Source organism: Lysinibacillus sp. BPa_S21 (genome assembly GCF_023337795.1).
In the GTDB taxonomy this organism is placed as follows: Bacteria; Bacillota; Bacilli; order Bacillales_A; family Planococcaceae; genus Lysinibacillus.
This window is the reverse complement of sequence record NZ_JALIRS010000003.1, coordinates 255,541-275,460: the sequence shown is the minus strand read 5'-3', so window position 1 is coordinate 275,460 and position 19,920 is coordinate 255,541. Positions and strand designations below refer to the sequence as shown.

Sequence of the window (19,920 nt, the reverse complement as noted above, 5' to 3'; positions counted from 1 at the left end):
CATTAGTTTAAAATTGCTTCATTCTTAAAAAATAATTGCATAAACCTTGGTAAAAACTGCCCCATAAAAAGAGACACTAAATAAACATTTATGGGGTGTTTTTTTGACGACATAAATATAGAAGAAAGATTTTGGGATGATAATTTCTGATTTTTCATGGCAAAACATAAGTATTATGTTCCAACAACCTTTTTTCTTAAGAAGATAATCTAAAACAATGTTCTAATGCTACTACCGTTTACTTTCATCGCAGGAAAGCGAGTAGCGGAAATAAGTGTCTTCTGATTTATCTAGGTGAAAAAAATTGTTAATCAACACAACTGATGTTTTAAATAACTGTGGATTATAAATAAAAATCATTCCGAGCTTAAATTATGCTGCGGAATGATTTTTATACTTTTTGACTTTTAGGTTAAAATTCTTTATCCATTTGTGGTGAAGTACGATAAAAACGGAAATTTCCTGTTTCAATGCGTGCAACGGTATGTTCTTCAATTCGATCATGGCATGTACCACACATATACGTATGAATTGGTCGATTGCGTAATTTTTTTGCTAACGGTAAATTATCATCTAAATTGTTAATTGTATCGCAAATAACGCATTTTACGCGCATTGCATTCCCTCCTACTCAGCACGAATTGCTAATACATTTTTGATAGGGTTGTCTACATTTGAACCGTCTCTGAATAGCACATGAACAGGACCATCTTCTAGTAATGGCTTGCCATCTTGGCTATATTTTAAAATGAAAGTATAAGCCTCTTCGATTGTAAATGAATATTCTTTGTCATCTTCACATTCGATAACGATTGTTGTGGCTTCAGGTTTAATCTCAGCATTTTTCAAGAAGTGACTTAATTCAATTCCGAAAGTACCTGTTTCCATCCCTTTGCGGTCAAATTTTCGTTCTGATTTCAATGTTGGTGGGAAAGTAGCTCCTTCCATAATCTCACGTGACCAGTGAGCACCTACTTCACGCATATATTTAATATCCGAATCTTCCTCAACTTCTTTTGTGTCGAAGTATGTTTTTAAATCTAATTTACGATCATCGAAAATCCATACAGTGGGATCTAATGTTAATTGGAATGTAACTGCGCCCTTGATAGGAATTATTGTTTCCATAATAGAAATCCTCCTCAAATCTTGTATATCCATGAAATAGTATAACGCTAATGACCCGAGTTAATAAAGAAATATAATTTGATTTCTCTATTTTCCAATGTAGACACTTGCATTTTTAACGACTAAAAGATAAACTTTATTAAGATAGAATCGAAGAAATATCAGATAATGGGGGCGTCCTCATGGATACTAAATCACAAACTTCTTTTCAAGAGAAGGCTTTGGAGCTTTTAGTTGCTGATGCAGACAAAATTGCTCGCCTCATTCGAGTACAAATGGATCATTTAACAATGCCACAATGCCCTTTATATGAAGAAGTATTAGATACACAAATGTTCGGCCTTTCACGTGAAATTGACTTTGCTGTGAAGCTTGGACTCATTGATCGCGAAAAAGGCAAAGAAATTCTCGATTCACTCGAGAAAGAACTTTCTGTACTACATGACGCGTATACAGACAAATAAAAAGAAAAAACTCAAACGCAATTTGCGATTTGAGTTTTTTTTCTAGAATGAGGTTTTCCAATGAAACAATACTTAAAACGTTATGCACAAAATTTTGATTACCCGTTATTTTTTACTTTTCTATTGTTAAGCTTATTTGGATTAGTCATGATTTATAGTTCAAGTATAATGGTAGCAATTCAAAAAGGACTTGAACCAGATAACTATTATCACAAGCAAGTAATCAATTTAATTGTAGCTTTTCTTGGGTTTTTAGTAGCAGCATTTTTCCCGTATAAGCATTATGCGAATAAAAAAGTTATGTTGTTACTGACGGCTGTGCTAGTTGTCCTTTTTACTTGGGTAAAGGTTGCTGGTAATGATGAAGCAGGAGTAGGGGCAAAAAGTTGGATTCATGTCCCTGGTTTGGGTAACTTCCAGCCTTCTGAATATGCGAAGCTATTTATCATTTTATATTTTGCGGCTGCTTTTTATCGTAAAGCGCAAAAGTATACGTTTGAAAAGCTACAACCAACAGAAATTTTTTATCCAATATTCCTCTGGATTCTTGTTGTTGCTGGTGTAGCATTTGAAACCGACTTAGGAGCAAGTATTATTCTATGTGGAATTGCTGTTTGTGTTGTAGCAGCGAGTGGCATTCCGTTTAAAACATTTTGGAAGTTTTTCGGGTTGTTGGGTGCGTTTGGAGGCGTCATCTTTGGTATACTAATGCTATTTAAAGGGGATATGTTAACTGATAACCGTAGGGGGCGTCTTAAATCATTCATAAACCCGTTTGAGTATGAAAATGGTAGTGGCCACCAAGTTGTCAATAGTTATTATGCCATTGGCGGAGGCGGCTTAGAAGGAAGAGGTCTCGGTCAGTCGATTCAAAAATTGGGGTATTTGCCTGAACCACAAACTGATTTTATTATGGCGATTATTATGGAGGAACTCGGAATTTGGGGAGTTCTGATTGTTTTAGGTGGTTTAGGATTTATTGTATATAAAGGATTTTCGATTGCATTGCGCACGAAAGATCCACTAGCACGTATGATTACGGCTGGTATTGCGAGCTGGATTGGCTGGCAAACGTTTATCAATCTTGGGGGTGTAACTGGGTTAATCCCGTTAACCGGTGTAACGTTACCTTTTATTAGCTATGGCGGGACATCTATAATTATTCTATCTTTAGCAATGGGAATATTAATCAATGTTTCTATGTTTGAAAAGGTAGAACGGAGAAAGACACAATCATAAAGGGGGATATCAATGGAGTCAATCAAAAAAATTCTCGTAGCCAATCGAGGAGAAATTGCAATTCGTATTTTTCGTGCATGTACGGAGTTGAATATCCAAACAGTAGCCATTTATTCACGGGAGGACAGTGGTGCATTTCATCGCTTTAAAGCAGATGAGGCCTATTTAGTGGGGGCTGGCAAGAAACCAATTGATGCTTATTTAGATATTGAGGGCATTATTTCGATTGCTAAAGATGCTAAGGTTGATGCGATTCATCCAGGGTACGGTTTTTTATCGGAAAACGTAGAATTTGCACGTCGATGTGAAGAAGAGGGGATTGTCTTCATTGGGCCGACATCTCAGCATTTAGATATGTTTGGAGATAAGGTGAAGGCGCGTGAACAAGCAATTGCTGCGGGCATTCCTGTTATTCCTGGTACAGATGGTCCAGTAAATAATTTAGCAGAGGTAGAGGCTTTTGCAAACGCATATGACTATCCAATTATGATTAAGGCAGCATTAGGCGGCGGTGGTCGTGGAATGCGTCTTGTTCATACAGCAGAGGAGCTAGCTTCCTCCTATGAACGTGCAAAATCAGAGGCGAAGGCAGCATTTGGCTCTGATGAGGTATATGTAGAAAAGGCTATTATTAAGCCAAAGCATATTGAAGTCCAAATTATTGGCGACCAACAAGGTAATATCATTCATTTATATGAACGTGATTGCTCGATTCAACGTCGTCATCAAAAGGTTGTTGAAATCGCGCCATCTAATTCAATTTCGGAAGATTTAAGAAGCCAAATTTGCGATGCAGCAGTTCAATTAATGAAAAATGTCTCATACATAAATGCAGGGACAGTAGAATTTTTAGTTGCAGGCGAGAATTTTTATTTCATCGAGGTCAACCCTCGAATTCAAGTAGAGCATACGATTACTGAAATGATAACGGGTGTTGATATTGTGCACGCCCAAATTAAAGTAGCAGCGGGCTACGGATTGCATAGTGAGGAAATCCACATTCCACAACAGGCGGATATTCCAATGATCGGCTATGCAATTCAAGCACGTGTCACGACGGAAGATCCGGCTAATGACTTTATGCCAGATACAGGAAAGCTTATGGTGTACCGTTCAAGCGGTGGCTTCGGGGTTCGATTAGATGCCGGAAATGGCTTCCAAGGGGCTGTAGTAACACCGTATTATGATTCACTACTGGTGAAAATTTCTACGACGGGAATGACTTTTAAAGAAGCCGCGGCAAAAATGGACCGAAATTTAAAAGAGTTCCGTATTCGTGGGGTGAAAACGAATATTCCATTCTTAAATAATGTCGTAACGCACGAGAAATTTTTAACGGGTGCATTTGATACAAGTTTTATTGATTCAACACCTGAACTATTTATTTTCCCTGAGCGCAAGGACCGCGGGACAAAGCTCTTAAGTTATATTGGTAATGTGACGCTAAATGGCTTCCCAGGAGTAGAGAAGAAGGCGAAACCAATTTTTGTACAGCCGAGCATCCCGAAAGTCGATAAACTAATCGTTCCCCCGGCGGGGACGAAGCAAATTTTAGATGCCCGAGGAGCAGAAGGGCTTGTGAAATGGATTCTAGAGCAAGAGGACGTGCTATTAACGGATACAACTTTCCGCGATGCACACCAATCACTTCTAGCGACTCGTGTACGTTCACAGGATATGTTCGAAATTGCAGATGCCACTGCACGTATGATGCATGATTTCTTCTCACTCGAAATGTGGGGAGGCGCGACGTTTGATGTGGCGTATCGTTTCTTAAAAGAAGACCCGTGGGAGCGACTTGCCAAGTTGCGTCAACAAGTACCGAATGTGTTATTCCAAATGTTATTGCGTGGTGCGAATGCAGTCGGCTACACAAATTATCCAGACAATTTAATTCGTGAGTTTATCGCTGAATCAGCGGCATCAGGCATTGATGTTTTCCGTATCTTCGATAGCTTGAACTGGATTAAAGGAATGGAAGTAGCCATTGATGCTGCACGACAATCAGGTAAAATTGCAGAAGCTGCGATCTGTTACACAGGAGATATTTTTGATGAAACAAGAGCGAAATATTCAGTTCAATACTATAAGGAAATGGCCAAGGAGCTAGAGGCAGCAGGAGCGCATATTTTAGCGATAAAAGATATGGCCGGATTATTGAAACCGGAAGCAGCATATCGCTTAATTTCCGAGTTGAAAGAGACGACAAATCTGCCAATCCACTTGCATACGCATGATACAAGTGGCAATGGTATTTATTTATATGCCAAGGCGATTGAAGCGGGAGTAGACATCATTGATACAGCGCTCGGTTCAATGGCAGGTTTAACGTCACAGCCAAGTGCAAACTCCTTGTACTATGCAATGATGGGCAGTGAGCGTAAGGTTCGTGCCGACATCGATGCACTAGAAAAGTTATCGTATTACTGGGAAGATGTACGTAAGTATTATAAGGATTTTGAAAGTGGTATGATTAGCCCGCATTCTGAAATTTATGTCCATGAGATGCCAGGTGGCCAATACAGTAACCTGCAACAGCAGGCCAAAGCAGTGGGTCTTGGGGACAGATGGGAAGAAGTGAAGCGCATGTATTCTCGCGTAAACCTTCTATTTGGTGATATTGTCAAAGTAACCCCATCATCGAAAGTAGTCGGTGATATGGCGTTATTTATGGTGCAAAATGATTTAGATGAAAATTCTGTACTGACAAAAGGGCAAACTATCGATTTCCCAGATTCTGTGATTGAGTTCTTCCAGGGCTATTTAGGACAACCGCATGGCGGTTTCCCGGAGGCTCTACAAAAGGTTGTGTTAAAGGATCGTGAAGCAATTACGGTACGCCCTGGTGAGCTACTGGAGCCTGTGAATTTTGAGCAACTAAAGGCGGTATTAGAGGAGAAATTAAATCGTGCCGTAACGAAACAGGATGTGCTAGCGTTTGCTTTGTATCCAAAAGTGTTTGAAGAGTATGCAAAAACAGTGAACTCCTTCGGCAATATTTCGGTATTAGATACGCCAACATTCTTATACGGGTTAAAACTAGGTGAAGAAATCGAAGTAGAGATCGAAAAAGGTAAAACACTAATTATTAAACTTGTTTCCATCGGTGAACCACAGCACGATGGCACGCGTGTTATTTACTTTGAGTTAAACGGTCAATCTCGTGAACTAGTGATTCAAGATATGACTGTAGAAGTAGATGGTAACCTAGCGTTAAAGGCGGATCCAACCAATCCAAATCAAATTGGTGCAACGATGCCAGGTACGGTCTTAAAAGTAGTTGTATCAAAAGGAAGCCATGTAAAACGTGGGGATCACTTATTAATTACCGAAGCGATGAAAATGGAAACGACCGTCCAAGCACCAAAAGACGGTATCGTGAAAGAAGTATACGCTAGTGCGGGTGACGCCATTTCAACAGGTGATTTGTTAATTGAAATTGAATAACTGATTATAAAGAAGGTTATTAGATAGCTTTTATAGCATACTAATAACCTTTTTTATTGGTTCATTATTAAATATCACAGGATGTGATGGTTATCAATCTATCCACTGTTTTATCGCCCAACTTTTGAATTTTATCGACATTTGTCGATTTTTTGAAATTACTTAAGTAGAAGCGTTTGAAATGAAAAAGATTCGCCATCGAAACAGAAGGCGAATCTTTTTCTACTATTATTTGTTTTTTTCATTATAATTGCTACGCGCAACTAGCATTACCATATAGCAAAGTAGACCAAATAAAATTGAAATAAATAATGAATGAAGTAATGCGACTGTTAAATTCAATTTAGTTAGGACTACTAACATGCCAGCAATCACTTGTAAAATGACTATAGTAAAGGCAATAATCCAGCCATAGTAAATTACTCGTTGATTTTTATATTCTTTTACAGCGTGCCAAGTTATGTATGCAATCCAAATGAAAAAGATAAGAACAGCTAGACGATGCCCCATTTGCACCCATTCATACATATTATTAAAAGCTGCGAATGGTGTTTCGTTATAGCAAAATGGCCAGTCAGGACATATTAAGCTAGAATCTGTATGGCGAACAAGCGCCCCTGTATAAACGACTAAATAAGAATAAATTGTGACAGCAATTGTATGCCAACGTAGTTTTTTTCCAATAAAAACGTTATCGGCATCAAATTTCCGATCAACTTCAAATACAATCATAGAAAGAAGGAGAACAGCAGCAAAGGAAATAAGAGAAATCCCAAAGTGGAGCGCTAATATGAAATCACCTTGTCCCCACAACACTTGAGCTGCTCCGATAAGAGCTTGTGCGATTAAGAAAAACATCGCTAAGAAACCTAATAATTTTACTTCACGAATATGACCGAGTTTACGCCATGTCCAAACTGTTAACGCAAGAATTGAAATAGATACGACCCCAGTTACAAGACGATGTGAAAATTCAATTAAGACTGCTGGTGTAATTTCTTTTGGAATAAGAGAACCATTGCAATCAGGCCAGTTTCGACCACAGCCTAAGCCACTATCTGTTTTGGTTACAAGTGCTCCACCTAGTAAAATAAGGAGCATCCCAACTGTAGCGGCAACAGCAAACCATTTCAGATACCTGTTGTGTTGCATAAAATGAGTCACCTACTTTATCTATGAACATTACATGAAAGTAATGTTTCTGCTACTAGATAATATCGAAAAAACAGGTAAAAAACAACTTGTAAAGAGTAGGGAGTATTAGATGTTGATTCCATTTCACAAATTGTTCATAATTTCGTGCTCTAACCTTCACAATTCATTTTAGAAAATGTTTTACTATAGATATGTTGTTTTATTATATATTTCTAGACAAAGCTAATTTTTACAACTTCATCTAAATTTCACTTAATGTCTAGAAATCAATCGCAAATTTCGCTATAGTAATTGGTAGCGGAATATGCTTACAAAAATGAAAGGAGAGGTATCATGTCAAACGGTCGTGCACTGACGGCTACTAGAAATAGTGGATCAGCACCAACATCTGTTGTGAAAGATTTCTTAGCACTAATAAAAATCGGAATCGTCAACTCGAATCTTGTCACAACGTTTACAGGGATGTGGCTGGCATTTCAATTTACTAGTAGACACTTCTTGCAAGAGCTTGATGTCATATTGTTCACCATGCTGGGTGCGGCATTCATTATAGGTGGCTCAGGCGCAATGAATAACTTTATTGATCAGGATATTGATCCAATCATGAAAAGAACAAAAAGTAGACCGACAGTAACAGGTAGATTTAAGCCGAATTTTGTATTGACCATTGCCCTCTCATTTTTAATTGTAGGTGAAATTTTGTTATTTGCGGCATCGTTTGCGGCCGGCATGTGGGGACTAGCAGGAATATTTGCTTATGTCGTTCTGTACTCAATGTGGTCAAAGAGGAAGCATGTTAGTAACACGGTTGTAGGAAGTATTTCAGGGGCAATCCCACCTGTTATTGGGTTTGCAGCTGTTGAACCTACATTAGGTCCTGGAGCACTTGCCTTATTCCTTATCATGTTTGCATGGCAACCACCGCATTTTTATGCGCTTGCTATGAAACGTACTGAGGAATATCGTGCAGCTAATATACCAATGCTACCTGTAGTAAAAGGATTTAAACGTACGAAGTACTCGATGTTATTCTGGATTCTTTTATTATTACCATTACCATTCCTTTTACCGGAGCTTGGGGTTGGCTTTATAATTCTTGCCACTGCATTGAACTTGGGCTGGTTGATTCTAGCTTTTAAAGGCTTTACCACAAAAGATGATATGAAATGGGCAAATAAAATGTTTATCTATTCTTTGAATCATATGACCATATTATTTGTGTCCATCATCATTTTTGCGTTGTTTAGCTAAATTTAGGAATTCTTTCTTTTTCTAAAGAATTCATATAGACAGAACTTATGTCCTAGGTACACATGAAAATACAACAAAGAAAGAGGGGTTTAATTAAGCTATGATGAAAGGGCTTAAAAAATGGCGTCTTTTTTCACTACTAGCAGTGATGATGGTTTTCCTTTCTGGTTGTGGTGAAGATTATATTTCTGCACTTAAACCATCTGGTCAAGTAGGTAAAGAACAATTCAACCTATTAATGTTAGCTACTGGAATTATGACGTTGGTTGTAGTAGTAGTATCCGTTATCTATTTACTTGCATTCTTAAAATTCCGCCGTTCAAAAGTTGGCGAAAACGTTATTCCTAAGCAAGTAGAAGGAAGTCACACTCTTGAAGTGATTTGGACAGTTATTCCAATTATTTTATTATTAATCTTAGCTGTACCAGTTGTTACGGCTACTTACAAATTTGCAGATGTTGCTGCGATGGACGAAGTAGATGAGAACGGTGACAAAACAGCACTTACAGTAAATGTAACTGCAAAATTATATTGGTGGGAGTTTGAATATCCTAACCAAGGTATTGTAACTGCACAAGAATTAGTTGTACCAACAGGTCAAAAAGTTTACTTTAACTTAAAAGCTGCCGATGTTAAGCACTCATTCTGGATTCCTGCTGTAGGCGGTAAAATGGATACGAACGTTGATAACTTAAACAAGTTCTATCTAGAATTCGATAAAGAATCAAAAGACCTTAAAGACGGCGTATTCTATGGTAAATGTGCTGAATTATGTGGTCCTTCACATGCTTTAATGGACTTCAAAGTTAAAGCATTAAGCCCTGATGCATTTGATGCATGGGTAGCTTCAATGAAAGCAACAGATAAAAAACTAGCTGATAAAACTTCAACTGATCTAGGGGAAGCAACATTTGCTAAGAGCTGTATGGGTTGTCATGCTGTATCGGGTACAAGCGCTCCAGGTACACCAGGTCCTAACTTAACTGCATTCGGTGACCGTAACCGAGTTGCTGGTTTCTTAGAACATAACGAAGAAAACTTAAAAGCATGGATTAAGGATCCTGGGCAGTTTAAACCAGGCAACTTAATGATGAACACAGAAGGTACTGCGCCAGTTTATGGTGATTTAACTGACGAAGAAATTCAAGCTCTAGCAACTTATATCATGGGCTTATCTGTTGAGAAATAATTTTAACTTTTATGTAACAAACTTTGAGGGAGGTAAAAGTTGTGAGCTCATACACACAGAAAAAGGGCTTTGGAGCAACTGTCTGGGAATACATTACAACTGTTGACCATAAAAAGTTAGCCGTAATGTATTTATTAGCCGGTACATTGTTCTTTGCTATCGCTGGTTTTGAAGCGTTATTAATGCGTATTCAATTAATGCAGCCAAATAACGATTTCGTATCAGCTGGTTTTTTCAATCAATTATTAACAATGCACGGAACAACAATGTTATTCCTAGCTGCGACTCCATTACTATTTGCATTTATGAACATGCTTGTACCATTACAAATTGGTGCGCGTGACGTAGCATTCCCGTTCCTTAACTCTTTAGGGTTCTGGTTATTCTTCCTAGGTGCAGTATTCCTTCACCTATCATTCTTTATGGGTGGTGCTCCTGATGCGGGCTGGACTTCTTATGCATCATTATCTTTATATTCTCCTGGACATGGTATTGACTTCTATGTTCTAGGTTTACAAATATCAGGGGCAGGTACATTAATTTCAGGTCTTAACTTTATCGTAACGATTATTACAATGCGTGCTCCAGGTATGACATTCATGCGTATGCCATTATTCACTTGGACTGCGCTTGTATCAAGTGCATTAATCCTATTCGCATTCCCTCCACTAACAATTGGTTTATTAATGATGTTATTTGACCGCATGTTCGGTGGTAACTTCTTTGACCATTTAATGGGTGGTAACACAATTATTTGGGAACACTTATTCTGGATCTTCGGACACCCAGAGGTTTATATCTTAGTATTACCGGCATTCGGTTTATTCTCTGAGATTATTCCAGCGTTCTCTCGTAAACGTTTATTTGGATACTCTTCAATGGTATTCGCAACAATTTTAATCGGTTTCTTAGGGTTCATGGTTTGGGCTCACCACATGTTTACAGTTGGTCTTGGGCCAACAGCAAACGCAATTTTTGCTGTTGCAACAATGGCAATTGCCGTTCCAACAGGTATGAAAGTATTCAACTGGATCTTAACTATTTGGGGCGGATCTATTAAAGTTACAACACCAATGCTTTATGCACTTGGTTTCATCCCGTCATTCGTTGCGGGTGGTGTTACAGGGGTAATGCAAGCATCTGCACCTCTTGACTACCAATTACACGATTCTTACTTTATCGTTGCTCACTTCCACTACGTAATCGTTGGTGGTATCGTAACAGCGTTATTCGGTTCAGCGCACTTCTACTGGCCAATTTTCTTCAACCGTATGTTAAACGAAACACTTGGTAAAATTACGTTCTGGGTATTCTTTATCGGATTCCATTTAACGTTCTTCGTTCAACACTTCTTAGGTTTAATGGGTATGCCACGTCGCGTATTCACGTACATGGAAGGTCAAGGTTGGGATCAGTTCAACTATATCTCTACAATCGGTGCATTAATGATGGGTGTAGGGGTTATCTTAATGGTAATCAACTGCTTAATGTCTATCAAAGGCAAACCAGCAGGTCGCGACCCATGGGGCGATGGACGTACATTAGAATGGTCAATTCCACAACCAATCCCATTCTATAACTTCCGTCAAACACCACTTGTTCGTGGTTTAGATCCATGGTGGATTGAAAAGCAAGAAGGTAATAAAGAAATTACATTTGCTGAGCCAATCGGTGATATTCATATGCCAAACAACTCAGCTATCCCATTTGTTATTTCTGTGGGCTTGTTTATCGCAGCATTCGGTGCTCTTTATAATCAAGATCCTGATAAACCATGGTCAATTTATGTGTTAATTGGTGGTCTTGCAATTACATTTGGTGCTATGATTTTCCGTTCTGTTAAGGACGATCACGGCTTCCACTTACACAAAGAAGAAATTCTTGAAATTGAAGAACATCTTTACGGCAAAGGAGGAAATAAATAATGGATTTCAATACTAAATTTACTCCTCATACTTGGCCAGATCATCCTGAACAAGCGACGATGGAAGGGAAAAATAAAGTTGTTGGTTTCTGGATTTTCCTTGCCTGTGAAGTTGTACTTTTCGCAAGTTTATTCGCTACTTATCTAGCGCTTAAGAACAAAGGGCCTGCTGGCATGGAGTTCACAACACAAAGTTTATTTGAATTACCTTTAGCTTTCGCTATGACGATGTTATTATTAACATCTTCACTAACGTCTGTTTATGCCATTTACCATATGCGTAACTTTAACTTTAAAGCTATGCAAACTTGGTTTGGTATTACATTACTTTTAGGTCTTGGATTCTTAGGTCTTGAAATCTATGAGTTCTACCACTATGTACACAAAGGCTTTACTTTTGACCAATCTGCGTTCTCAACTGCGTTTTATTCATTAGTTGGTACACATGGTTTCCACGTAACATTAGGTCTTGTGTGGTTTGCTACGTTAATGCTACGTAATGCTAAGCGTGGTCTTAACCTATACAATGCACCTAAATTCTTCGTGGCTGCTTTATACTGGCACTTTATCGACGTAGTTTGGGTATTCATCTTTACAGTAGTATACTTGATGGGAGTGATCGGATAATATGTCTACACACGATACACCTATAGTTGCTAAGACTCAGGCACAATACGAGTATGATCGTCATCATAATGCCGTTCATATGCGTAAACAAGTTATCAACTTTGCGATTATGATTTTCTTTACGTTTATCGCATTCGCAGTAGTTGCTGCTGATTTTTCTAAATACTTAGTATTACCGCTTATTTTATTGCTTGCTAGTGTTCAAGTTGTCCTTCAACTTTACGCTTTCATGCACTTAGAAGACAAAAAAACACACTTCGGTGGTGTAATTGGCTTCTTCATGTGGATGGGTATACTAATCGCATTTACATTCTTCTTAGCATTTTTAACAATTATTTGGTGGTAATCACCAAAAAAAGCACGTTCCCTACTTTATGTAGGAACGTGCTTTTCTTTTTGGGTTCTATTCACGATATAGTGTTGAGCAGGTAAGAACTAATATAATTCATGTGAAAGTGATTTCTGTTCTAGGCTCTCGCTTTTTCTATGGTCGAGAGTCCTCCGCTACATTACCGCTGCCGCTTCACTTTTTCACAGACAAACCCTTTCCTAAAGATACGTTTTATCATTTAAATTATAGTGACAGGTAGAAAATACATACTATGTGAATAGGTTGATTGGAGTGGAGACTGGGCGACTCCTTGGGGATTAGCGTCACAGATGAGACCCTGGAGCGAGCAACGCGAGTGAAGCGGCTCATCGGACGCCCCCAGGAAAGCGCCCAGTCGGAACGGAAATCAACCCCCACGTTATTGGTGAGGAGCTTATAAGAAAAAATATAATTCATGTTGGGTTTTTATACTTCGAATATTTTTTCTATAAATATGATAATCCTGTAAGAAAGGTAAACTATAGATAGATAGTAATTTGTTCACCTTTCGTTCATTGCAGAATAAGTGTAAGCGTTCTATAATGGGAGTACTGAAGTTAAAGGAGTGCGTTTTGTATGCCACTTAGTATATTTGGTTTCCAAGCTTTATGGAGCCCGTATTTAATAGGGGTTCTTGTTTTCATAACAGTCATCTATTTTTTAGTCACAACAAAGTGGCGCAAGGATTTTAAAGTAAGTGAGCCTTTAAAAAAAGAAGAGGCTATTTATTTTGTACTGGCAATGGTAACGATTTATATTATTAAAGGATCACCAATAGATTTAATGGCGCACATTATGTTTACGATGCATATGGTGCAAATGGCTATTTTATTGTTACTTGTACCGATTTTCATTATTAAGGGAATTCCTTGGTGGGTATGGAAGGTTGCTATTGAAGCACCAGTAGTTAAAACTCTATTTAAAACATTTACAATCCCTGTCGTTTCGGTATTTGTATTTATTGGTTTATTTTCTTTCTACCATTTACCTGCAGTTTTAGACTACATTAAATTAAACGAAACTTTGCATGGTACATATACATTTGTATTATTTGTTTCTGCTGTCTTAATGTACTGGCCTTTGATTCAAAATATGCCGAATCGTGCGCAAATGAAACCTTTGCATAAATTAGCCTATATCATTGCTAATGCGGTATTAATTACACCTGCGTGTGCATTAATTATTTTTGCGCCAAATGCTATGTATGAAACATATACAAATGGTGATGCGTGGCTGAAGGCAATGGAACTTTGTGTACCGGCTTCTACATTATCTAGTTTATCTCTTTCAGGACCAGAGCTCTTTACAAATATGACGGCTGTTGCCGATCAGCAACTAGGCGGCGTTTTGATGAAGATTTTACAAGAGCTTATTTTTGGTGTATTACTTGGAGCAATCTTCATTAATTGGTATCGTTCAGAACAAAAGGATCCTGATAAAATTACTGCAGATGCATTAAAAGAACATCAAAAGAAATGGGAAAGCCAACAGCAACATTAGTTGTAAAAAAAGAAATTTATTTTGTATAAGGGGTTTTGTGAATGGAATTGCAAATTTTGCCTACTATAAGTACATCATTCATCGTTATTAGTGCTGTACTTGTAGCTATTGGTTGGGGCTTAATTATAAAAAGAAAAGTAGAGGCACATAAAAAAGTAATGCTTGCTGCAGGAGTTGCAGCACTAATCTTCTTTATTATATATGCTTCGCGTACAATCTTTATTGGGAACACAGCGTTTGGTGGGGGAGAAGATTTAAAACCATATTATACGTTCTTCTTAATTTTCCATATTACGCTTGCAACAACTGGCGCTGTGTTTGGTATTGTTAGTATTATTTCAGGTCTAAAAACGAATCTCAAACTTCACCGTCGCATTGGACCAATTACAAGTATTATTTGGTTCTTCGTAGCTATTACCGGAGTTTTAGTATACATTCTACTATATGTAATGTTTGAACCAGGTGAAACAACATCTGTCATTAAAGCTATATTAGGGTTTTAAGTTATTTCAGTAAATAATTAAAAATCTCCCTCCTTATTTTTGAGAAGGTGGGAGATTTTTTATGGATGTCTGCTTAAATAAGGAAACGACAACAACAACGAGTAAAGGACCAATTAAAATACCGAGAAATCCAAACATTTTAAAACCGATAAACATGGCAATAAACGTTGTTAAAGAGGAGAGTCCAACTTTATTTCCAATGACTCTAGGCTCAATCATACGCCGAACTAAAAATTGTGCGATCGTAAGTACGACTAGCACGACCGCAAAGAAATATTCACCTGTAAAGGCTTTGTAGATTGCCCAAGGAATCAGCACGATAAATGAATCTAAAAAAGGAACGAAATCTAAAATGACTAATAAGAGTGATAAAATTAGTGGGAACGGGGCTTTAAGAAAATAAAAGGTTGCAAAAGCTATCGCAAAAATGCAAATACCAACAAAAAATTGTGCTTTCAAAAAACCAAATAAAGCAAGTTTTACGCGCTGTCCAATAAATAGTATTTTTTGATGATGGTGAAACGGAATAGGCGCTAACATTTTACGATTAATAGTCGGCAATTCTAAAAGAAACATATATAATACTACCCAATAAACAAAAATATCAAACAAACGAGAAGTTATATACGTAAGTAAAGATGACCAAACATTCAAATTTGTTAAAGAAAGAGCATATTTCTCGATTGAAGATATGGCCCGTGCTATCGTATCTTGAATTTGTATAACAAGATCTAAGGGCAAACGGTAAGTATAGTTGGAAAGCTTGGATTGTATTTGAATCCATAGTGCTGACAGTTGATTGAGGTACTCAGGAATATGAATAATAATTGTTGAAAATTGCTTCCAGCCTATAAATATAATGAGAATACATAATAGTAATGTCATGCTTGTAAAGAGCATGAAAAAAATGGATGCGATTATTTTGCGTTTTTTTCGGAACCGTTTACTCATTCGTATGATGACAGGTTCCACTAATAATGCAGTTACGTAGGCAAGTAGTATGGGTAATGACAGGGATATAAACCAGAGAATTGCAATTCCGGTAGCTATAACGATGATCGGATGGCGAAAAAAGGGGTGTTTTAAAAATTGTAACATTTATCTCACCTACATCCTGTAAAAGATATAGTTAGTATGAGAAGAAATAAAATTTTTACTCAAAATAAAAAAGACTGGACCACCAGTCTTTTCAGATATAGCTATTGCACTGCATGCTGTTGCCAATTTATTGTGAATCCTAATAAAAAAATAAAATAATTTCGATGTTTAATCGACATGTATGCAACGTGAAATAACTATCTAAAATTATGCACGAATTTCAAAAGCTTCTAGGTCAAGTTTAACCTTTTTTAAGATTTCTTCACATTTTTTTACAAGATGAGCTGGATAAACTTCATCGTCACCATACTCTACACCGTGTGGATAGTAGTACTTACCAAGTACTGGTTTCATTAATGTTAGGATGGCATCGTGTGCACCGACATCACCAGATTTTGCATATGAGAATACACGTAGGTAATAACGTCCTTCACGAGTATCGAAGCGCTTATCAAATGTCATACGCTCGTAATCCCAGCCGCCATCACATTCTAAACCATTTTTTTTCATGACGCTTACAATAAGTTCTTGATCAGCTGTTAAATTTTCAAGGTTAGTATTTTCGAAATACATCTATAATCCTCCTTTAGGTTCTCGTACAAAGTATACGCTCATTTTTATAATAGAGCATATTCGACATTGTTGCAATGACAACATTGTGTCAACCCAATTACAATTGATATAATAAATAGAATAATGTGATAAGAAGGAGTCATGTATGAAAGCTTTATTTCGCATTTTTATGGCATGTGCTGCAGTTGCGTTGATTGGCTTTATGTTTTTTAATACAGCCCCACGTGAAAACGAGCCACTTAAAGGCCCGAATGCCAATTCAAATATTATTCCCAAAACTGAATTAAAGCAGCCTGAAATGGGGGCAACGACACGTCCAAAAAGCGGAATGTCGACATTAATAGGTAAAGAAGCAAAGGTAGTCTTGGAGAGATATGGTAAACCAGTACGAAAGGAATCTTCCTCATTCGGATATGATTGGTGGATTTATAATGCAAGTGCTTCTACATTTTTCATGGTAGGTGTTGACAATAATGTTGTGACACAAGTTTATATTGCTGGTAAAGACTTAGATGCTTCTCCTTTTAAGATTGGTCAGAAGCGCGACGATATATACCGAATGACCATCATTGATTATGAAGTAACTGCAAATGTTGGTAAAAATATTTTCGTTTTCTCGATGAGTGAAGAAGATATGCAGACACGACTGCTTGTAAAATTCGATGGGCTTTTTGCACAACTATATATAGATAGAGAAACAGGAGAGCTACAAGGAATACGCTTTACGAATAGTAAAACCCTTGTTCTACATCAACCTTATGAAATGACTTATCAAGGTGAGCTAGTTATACCAACACCACCATCTTCTTTTTTACAGCAGGAAATTAATGAAGCAAATGCCGCACAGCTTGATGATTTAATAAATATCACAAGAGTTCAACATGATTTAGCTCCATTAAATATCGATCAATCGTTAGAAGAAGTTGCAAAAATGCATTCTGAAGATATGAAGGTTCAAAATTTCCTTGGTCATGAATCACCAATAAATGGAGATTTAAAAAAGAGGTTAGGAACACATGGAATCGAATATAGTGAAGCGAATGAAAATCTTGCAACTGATTATTTTGATGCAATCGAAGTCATGCACGGCTGGCTGAATTCACCTGAGCATCGAAATGTCATGTTAAATGATCGATATACAACAGTGGGATCTGGGGTATTTTTAAACTATTATACGCAAATATTTTTAGAATCATCTTCTCCGGAGCTGGATAAAGAGAATAAAGACTCCGAGGAACCGATGGAACATATTGATGAATCATCACCATAAAGTGATTGGACGACTTTGTTAATGTGGGATATATAGAAATTTAAGACTGAAGATAAACTTGGCGAAATCAAGTTTGTCTTCAGTCTTTTCGTCTTTAAACGAAAAAAGGTAAGCGCAATGACCGCCTATATTTTTCGTCACACCGTTACATACGCCGTCATATGATAGAGAACCGAAAGGAGGAATGGAGCTTGCAATTAGCTGAACTATTAAAAGATTGGCCATGTAGTGTAACCGGAGGATCCATTCGCACAACTATTACAGGCGTCGAGGATTATGCTCAGGCAGTAAAACCAGGGGATATTTTTATTGTACGTAAGGGTAAGAAAACATCGGGAAGTCGTTTTGTCAAAGAAGCAATAGCTCGGGGTGCTGCCGCTATAGTATCAGAGGAAAGTATTTCATTACCCATTACTGATCAAAATATTCCTTTTGTTTGGGTTCCGAATACATCCCTATTTTTATCATATGCGAGTGCAAAGATTTCAGCCTTTCCCGCAGAAGCATTAACGGTCATTGCGATTACAGGTACAAATGGTAAAACAACAGTGAGTCATTTTGTGAGCCAATTATTAAGAGCCTTACATAAAAACGTTGCAGTTATCGGAACTGTAGGATTTTTTATCAATGAACAGAAACAACAAACAGTGTATGAGCAATTAACTACATTACAGGCAAAAGAGTTACATCCAATTTTAAAGCAATGTGTACGAAATGGTGTTACACATGTTGTTTTAGAAGCTTCATCAATGGGATTACAGCAACATAGACTTGATCATTGTGATATCGATTGTGGTGTTTTTTTAAATTTATCGGAGGACCATTTAGAAGATCACGGAGGGCTTGAGGCATATAAGCGTGCCAAAAAAAGGTTGGCAGATTTATCGAAAAAATTAGTGCTAAATGGAGATGATAATTTTTGCCGTTCCGTCGGTATTTATGATAAGAAAAAATCCTGCTCATTTGGCTTTGATAATCATAATGATTTACATATCCAAATTGTCAGTGAATCAATTGGAAAAACAGTACTTTGTTTACAAACGTCATCGAGTGAACACATTGTTGAAATACCATTTATCGGTAAATATCATGTGCAAAATGCAGTAGCAGCATTGATGACATTATGGCGCCTAGGCTTCTCCATTGAAGAGATAGCAGAGCATATGTGGTTGTTAAGGCTACCAGAAGGAAGACTGGAGAAAATAGACAATCCATTTGGGATTGATGTGTACGTAGATTACGCACATACTGCAGAGGCATTACAGGCTGTTTTGCAAACTTTTGATCGCTCGAAAACCCTTTACCTTGTTTTTAGCTGTGGGGGAAATCGAGATAAGGCAAAGCGTTTTGCAATGGGAGCGGTGGCTAGTAAGCATGCAGATATCATTTTTTTAACGACTGATAATCCACGTGATGAAGATCCGATTTTAATAAACGAGAGTATTATTGCTGGTTTTACTGAGCAGCAATATTATGAAATCTATCTAGATCGAAAAGTTGCTATTCATCAAGCATTGGCAAAAGCACAAAAAGGAGATATTGTACTTGTTGCCGGAAAAGGGCATGAACAGACGCAGCAAATAAAAAATCAAAAATTCCCTTTTTCCGATCAACAATGTATTCGAGATTACTTTTTAAATCTTATGTCTGAGGACGGCGTTGAATGACAAAGAAAGAACCAGTCGCAATAGCGAGTTTTCGTCCAGTCTCATCCTCTATATCACATTCCATTACAAGTGTCTGTCGCCCTTTATGTACGAAACGTCCACGAGCAATTAGTTCTTTGTTGGTTGTTGTAGCAATATAAGAGATATTCATGTTTGTTGTGACAACATTAAAGCCTTCTGGTACTGAACGCGAAGCAAGTCCTCCCATTGCTGCATCTGCAATTGTAGCAATAATCCCACCGTGCGGTACCTTAATGGTATTATGGATGACGGGTGTAATGGGAATACGAACTTCACTAACTTCAGGCTCAAATTTGCCAACCATGTGTAAGGCAGCATTAATATAGCGTCGATGTATACCTTGTTGTTTATCGCGCAGGCCAGACAATAAATGTAGTAACACTTCCTCATCTTCAGCTGTGCTATGTTGTAAAATTTCTGCAAGTAATTGTTCTATTTGTCCTTTAGACGATGGTACCAATGTAAAAACTCCTTCATTTAAAAATATCATTAAT

The 19,920-nt window shown here is 37.5% G+C and carries 18 protein-coding genes; 12 read left to right on the top strand and 6 right to left on the bottom strand.

The window, feature by feature from the left end; genetic code table 11:
• Nucleotides 1–412 precede the first annotated feature (412 nt).
• A complete protein-coding gene (locus tag MOK21_RS07225) occupies nucleotides 413–616 on the bottom strand; it encodes a YlaI family protein (RefSeq protein ID WP_249073266.1) in 204 nt (67 codons plus the stop codon).
• Nucleotides 617–627: 11 nt separating this feature from the next.
• A complete protein-coding gene (locus MOK21_RS07220; RefSeq protein ID WP_249073265.1) occupies nucleotides 628–1,128 on the bottom strand; it encodes a molybdopterin-binding protein in 501 nt (166 codons plus the stop codon).
• 182 nt (nucleotides 1,129–1,310) lie between these two features.
• Between MOK21_RS07220 and MOK21_RS07215 the strand changes: the two genes are divergently transcribed.
• From MOK21_RS07215 to pyc, 3 genes are read left to right on the top strand one after another with little or no spacing between them, the layout of a single operon-like run.
• Complete coding sequence (locus MOK21_RS07215) at nucleotides 1,311–1,592, top strand: Fpa/YlaN family protein (RefSeq protein WP_053483432.1); 282 nt, start codon at nucleotides 1,311–1,313, stop codon at nucleotides 1,590–1,592.
• A 60-nt stretch (nucleotides 1,593–1,652) separates the two neighbouring features.
• Entirely contained in the window at nucleotides 1,653–2,831 is a 1,179-nt protein-coding gene (locus MOK21_RS07210) for an FtsW/RodA/SpoVE family cell cycle protein (protein WP_249073264.1), read from the top strand.
• 12 nt (nucleotides 2,832–2,843) lie between these two features.
• Nucleotides 2,844–6,278, top strand: coding sequence for a pyruvate carboxylase (gene pyc, locus MOK21_RS07205; RefSeq protein WP_249073263.1), 3,435 nt, complete (start codon nucleotides 2,844–2,846; stop codon nucleotides 6,276–6,278).
• Between the two features lie 228 nt (nucleotides 6,279–6,506).
• On the opposite strand, the gene MOK21_RS07200 is transcribed toward pyc, so the two are convergent.
• Entirely contained in the window at nucleotides 6,507–7,430 is a 924-nt protein-coding gene (locus tag MOK21_RS07200) for a COX15/CtaA family protein (protein WP_249073262.1), read from the bottom strand.
• A 336-nt stretch (nucleotides 7,431–7,766) separates the two neighbouring features.
• Between MOK21_RS07200 and cyoE the strand changes: the two genes are divergently transcribed.
• From cyoE to MOK21_RS07165, 7 genes are all read left to right on the top strand, one after another.
• Entirely contained in the window at nucleotides 7,767–8,684 is a 918-nt protein-coding gene (cyoE, locus tag MOK21_RS07195; RefSeq protein ID WP_249073261.1) for a heme o synthase, read from the top strand.
• Between the two features lie 100 nt (nucleotides 8,685–8,784).
• Nucleotides 8,785–9,873, top strand: a complete 1,089-nt coding sequence (gene coxB, locus MOK21_RS07190; protein ID WP_249073260.1) for a cytochrome c oxidase subunit II — start codon at nucleotides 8,785–8,787, stop codon at nucleotides 9,871–9,873.
• Nucleotides 9,874–9,914: 41 nt separating this feature from the next.
• Nucleotides 9,915–11,798: a cytochrome c oxidase subunit I gene (gene ctaD, locus MOK21_RS07185; RefSeq protein ID WP_249073259.1), complete on the top strand. Its 1,884-nt coding sequence runs from the start codon at nucleotides 9,915–9,917 to the stop codon at nucleotides 11,796–11,798.
• Entirely contained in the window at nucleotides 11,798–12,424 is a 627-nt protein-coding gene (locus tag MOK21_RS07180; RefSeq protein WP_249073258.1) for a cytochrome c oxidase subunit 3, read from the top strand. Before ctaD ends, MOK21_RS07180 begins: the two co-directional genes overlap by 1 nt.
• Nucleotide 12,425: 1 nt before the next feature.
• Nucleotides 12,426–12,770, top strand: coding sequence for a cytochrome C oxidase subunit IV family protein (locus tag MOK21_RS07175; protein WP_249073257.1), 345 nt, complete (start codon nucleotides 12,426–12,428; stop codon nucleotides 12,768–12,770).
• Nucleotides 12,771–13,370: 600 nt separating this feature from the next.
• Nucleotides 13,371–14,294: a cytochrome c oxidase assembly factor CtaG gene (ctaG, locus tag MOK21_RS07170; RefSeq protein ID WP_249073256.1), complete on the top strand. Its 924-nt coding sequence runs from the start codon at nucleotides 13,371–13,373 to the stop codon at nucleotides 14,292–14,294.
• A gap of 41 nt (nucleotides 14,295–14,335) precedes the next feature.
• Nucleotides 14,336–14,797: a DUF420 domain-containing protein gene (locus MOK21_RS07165; protein WP_249073255.1), complete on the top strand. Its 462-nt coding sequence runs from the start codon at nucleotides 14,336–14,338 to the stop codon at nucleotides 14,795–14,797.
• 33 nt (nucleotides 14,798–14,830) lie between these two features.
• Here MOK21_RS07165 and ytvI read toward each other — a convergent pair whose 3' ends face one another.
• Together ytvI and MOK21_RS07155 are read right to left on the bottom strand one after the other, a co-directional pair.
• Complete coding sequence (ytvI, locus tag MOK21_RS07160) at nucleotides 14,831–15,895, bottom strand: sporulation integral membrane protein YtvI (RefSeq protein ID WP_249073254.1); 1,065 nt, start codon at nucleotides 15,893–15,895, stop codon at nucleotides 14,831–14,833.
• Between the two features lie 207 nt (nucleotides 15,896–16,102).
• Nucleotides 16,103–16,468, bottom strand: a complete 366-nt coding sequence (locus tag MOK21_RS07155) for a YugN family protein (RefSeq protein ID WP_249073253.1) — start codon at nucleotides 16,466–16,468, stop codon at nucleotides 16,103–16,105.
• 145 nt (nucleotides 16,469–16,613) lie between these two features.
• On the opposite strand from MOK21_RS07155, the gene MOK21_RS07150 reads away from it, so the two are divergent.
• On the top strand, nucleotides 16,614–17,738 hold the full coding sequence (locus MOK21_RS07150) for a CAP domain-containing protein (RefSeq protein WP_249073252.1): 1,125 nt from the start codon (nucleotides 16,614–16,616) through the stop codon (nucleotides 17,736–17,738).
• Nucleotides 17,739–17,929: 191 nt separating this feature from the next.
• Nucleotides 17,930–19,405, top strand: a complete 1,476-nt coding sequence (locus MOK21_RS07145; RefSeq protein ID WP_249073251.1) for a UDP-N-acetylmuramoyl-L-alanyl-D-glutamate--2,6-diaminopimelate ligase — start codon at nucleotides 17,930–17,932, stop codon at nucleotides 19,403–19,405.
• On the opposite strand, the gene MOK21_RS07140 is transcribed toward MOK21_RS07145, so the two are convergent.
• A complete protein-coding gene (locus MOK21_RS07140) occupies nucleotides 19,380–19,886 on the bottom strand; it encodes a PaaI family thioesterase (protein WP_249073250.1) in 507 nt (168 codons plus the stop codon). The genes MOK21_RS07145 and MOK21_RS07140 overlap by 26 nt on opposite strands.
• Nucleotides 19,887–19,920 lie beyond the last annotated feature (34 nt).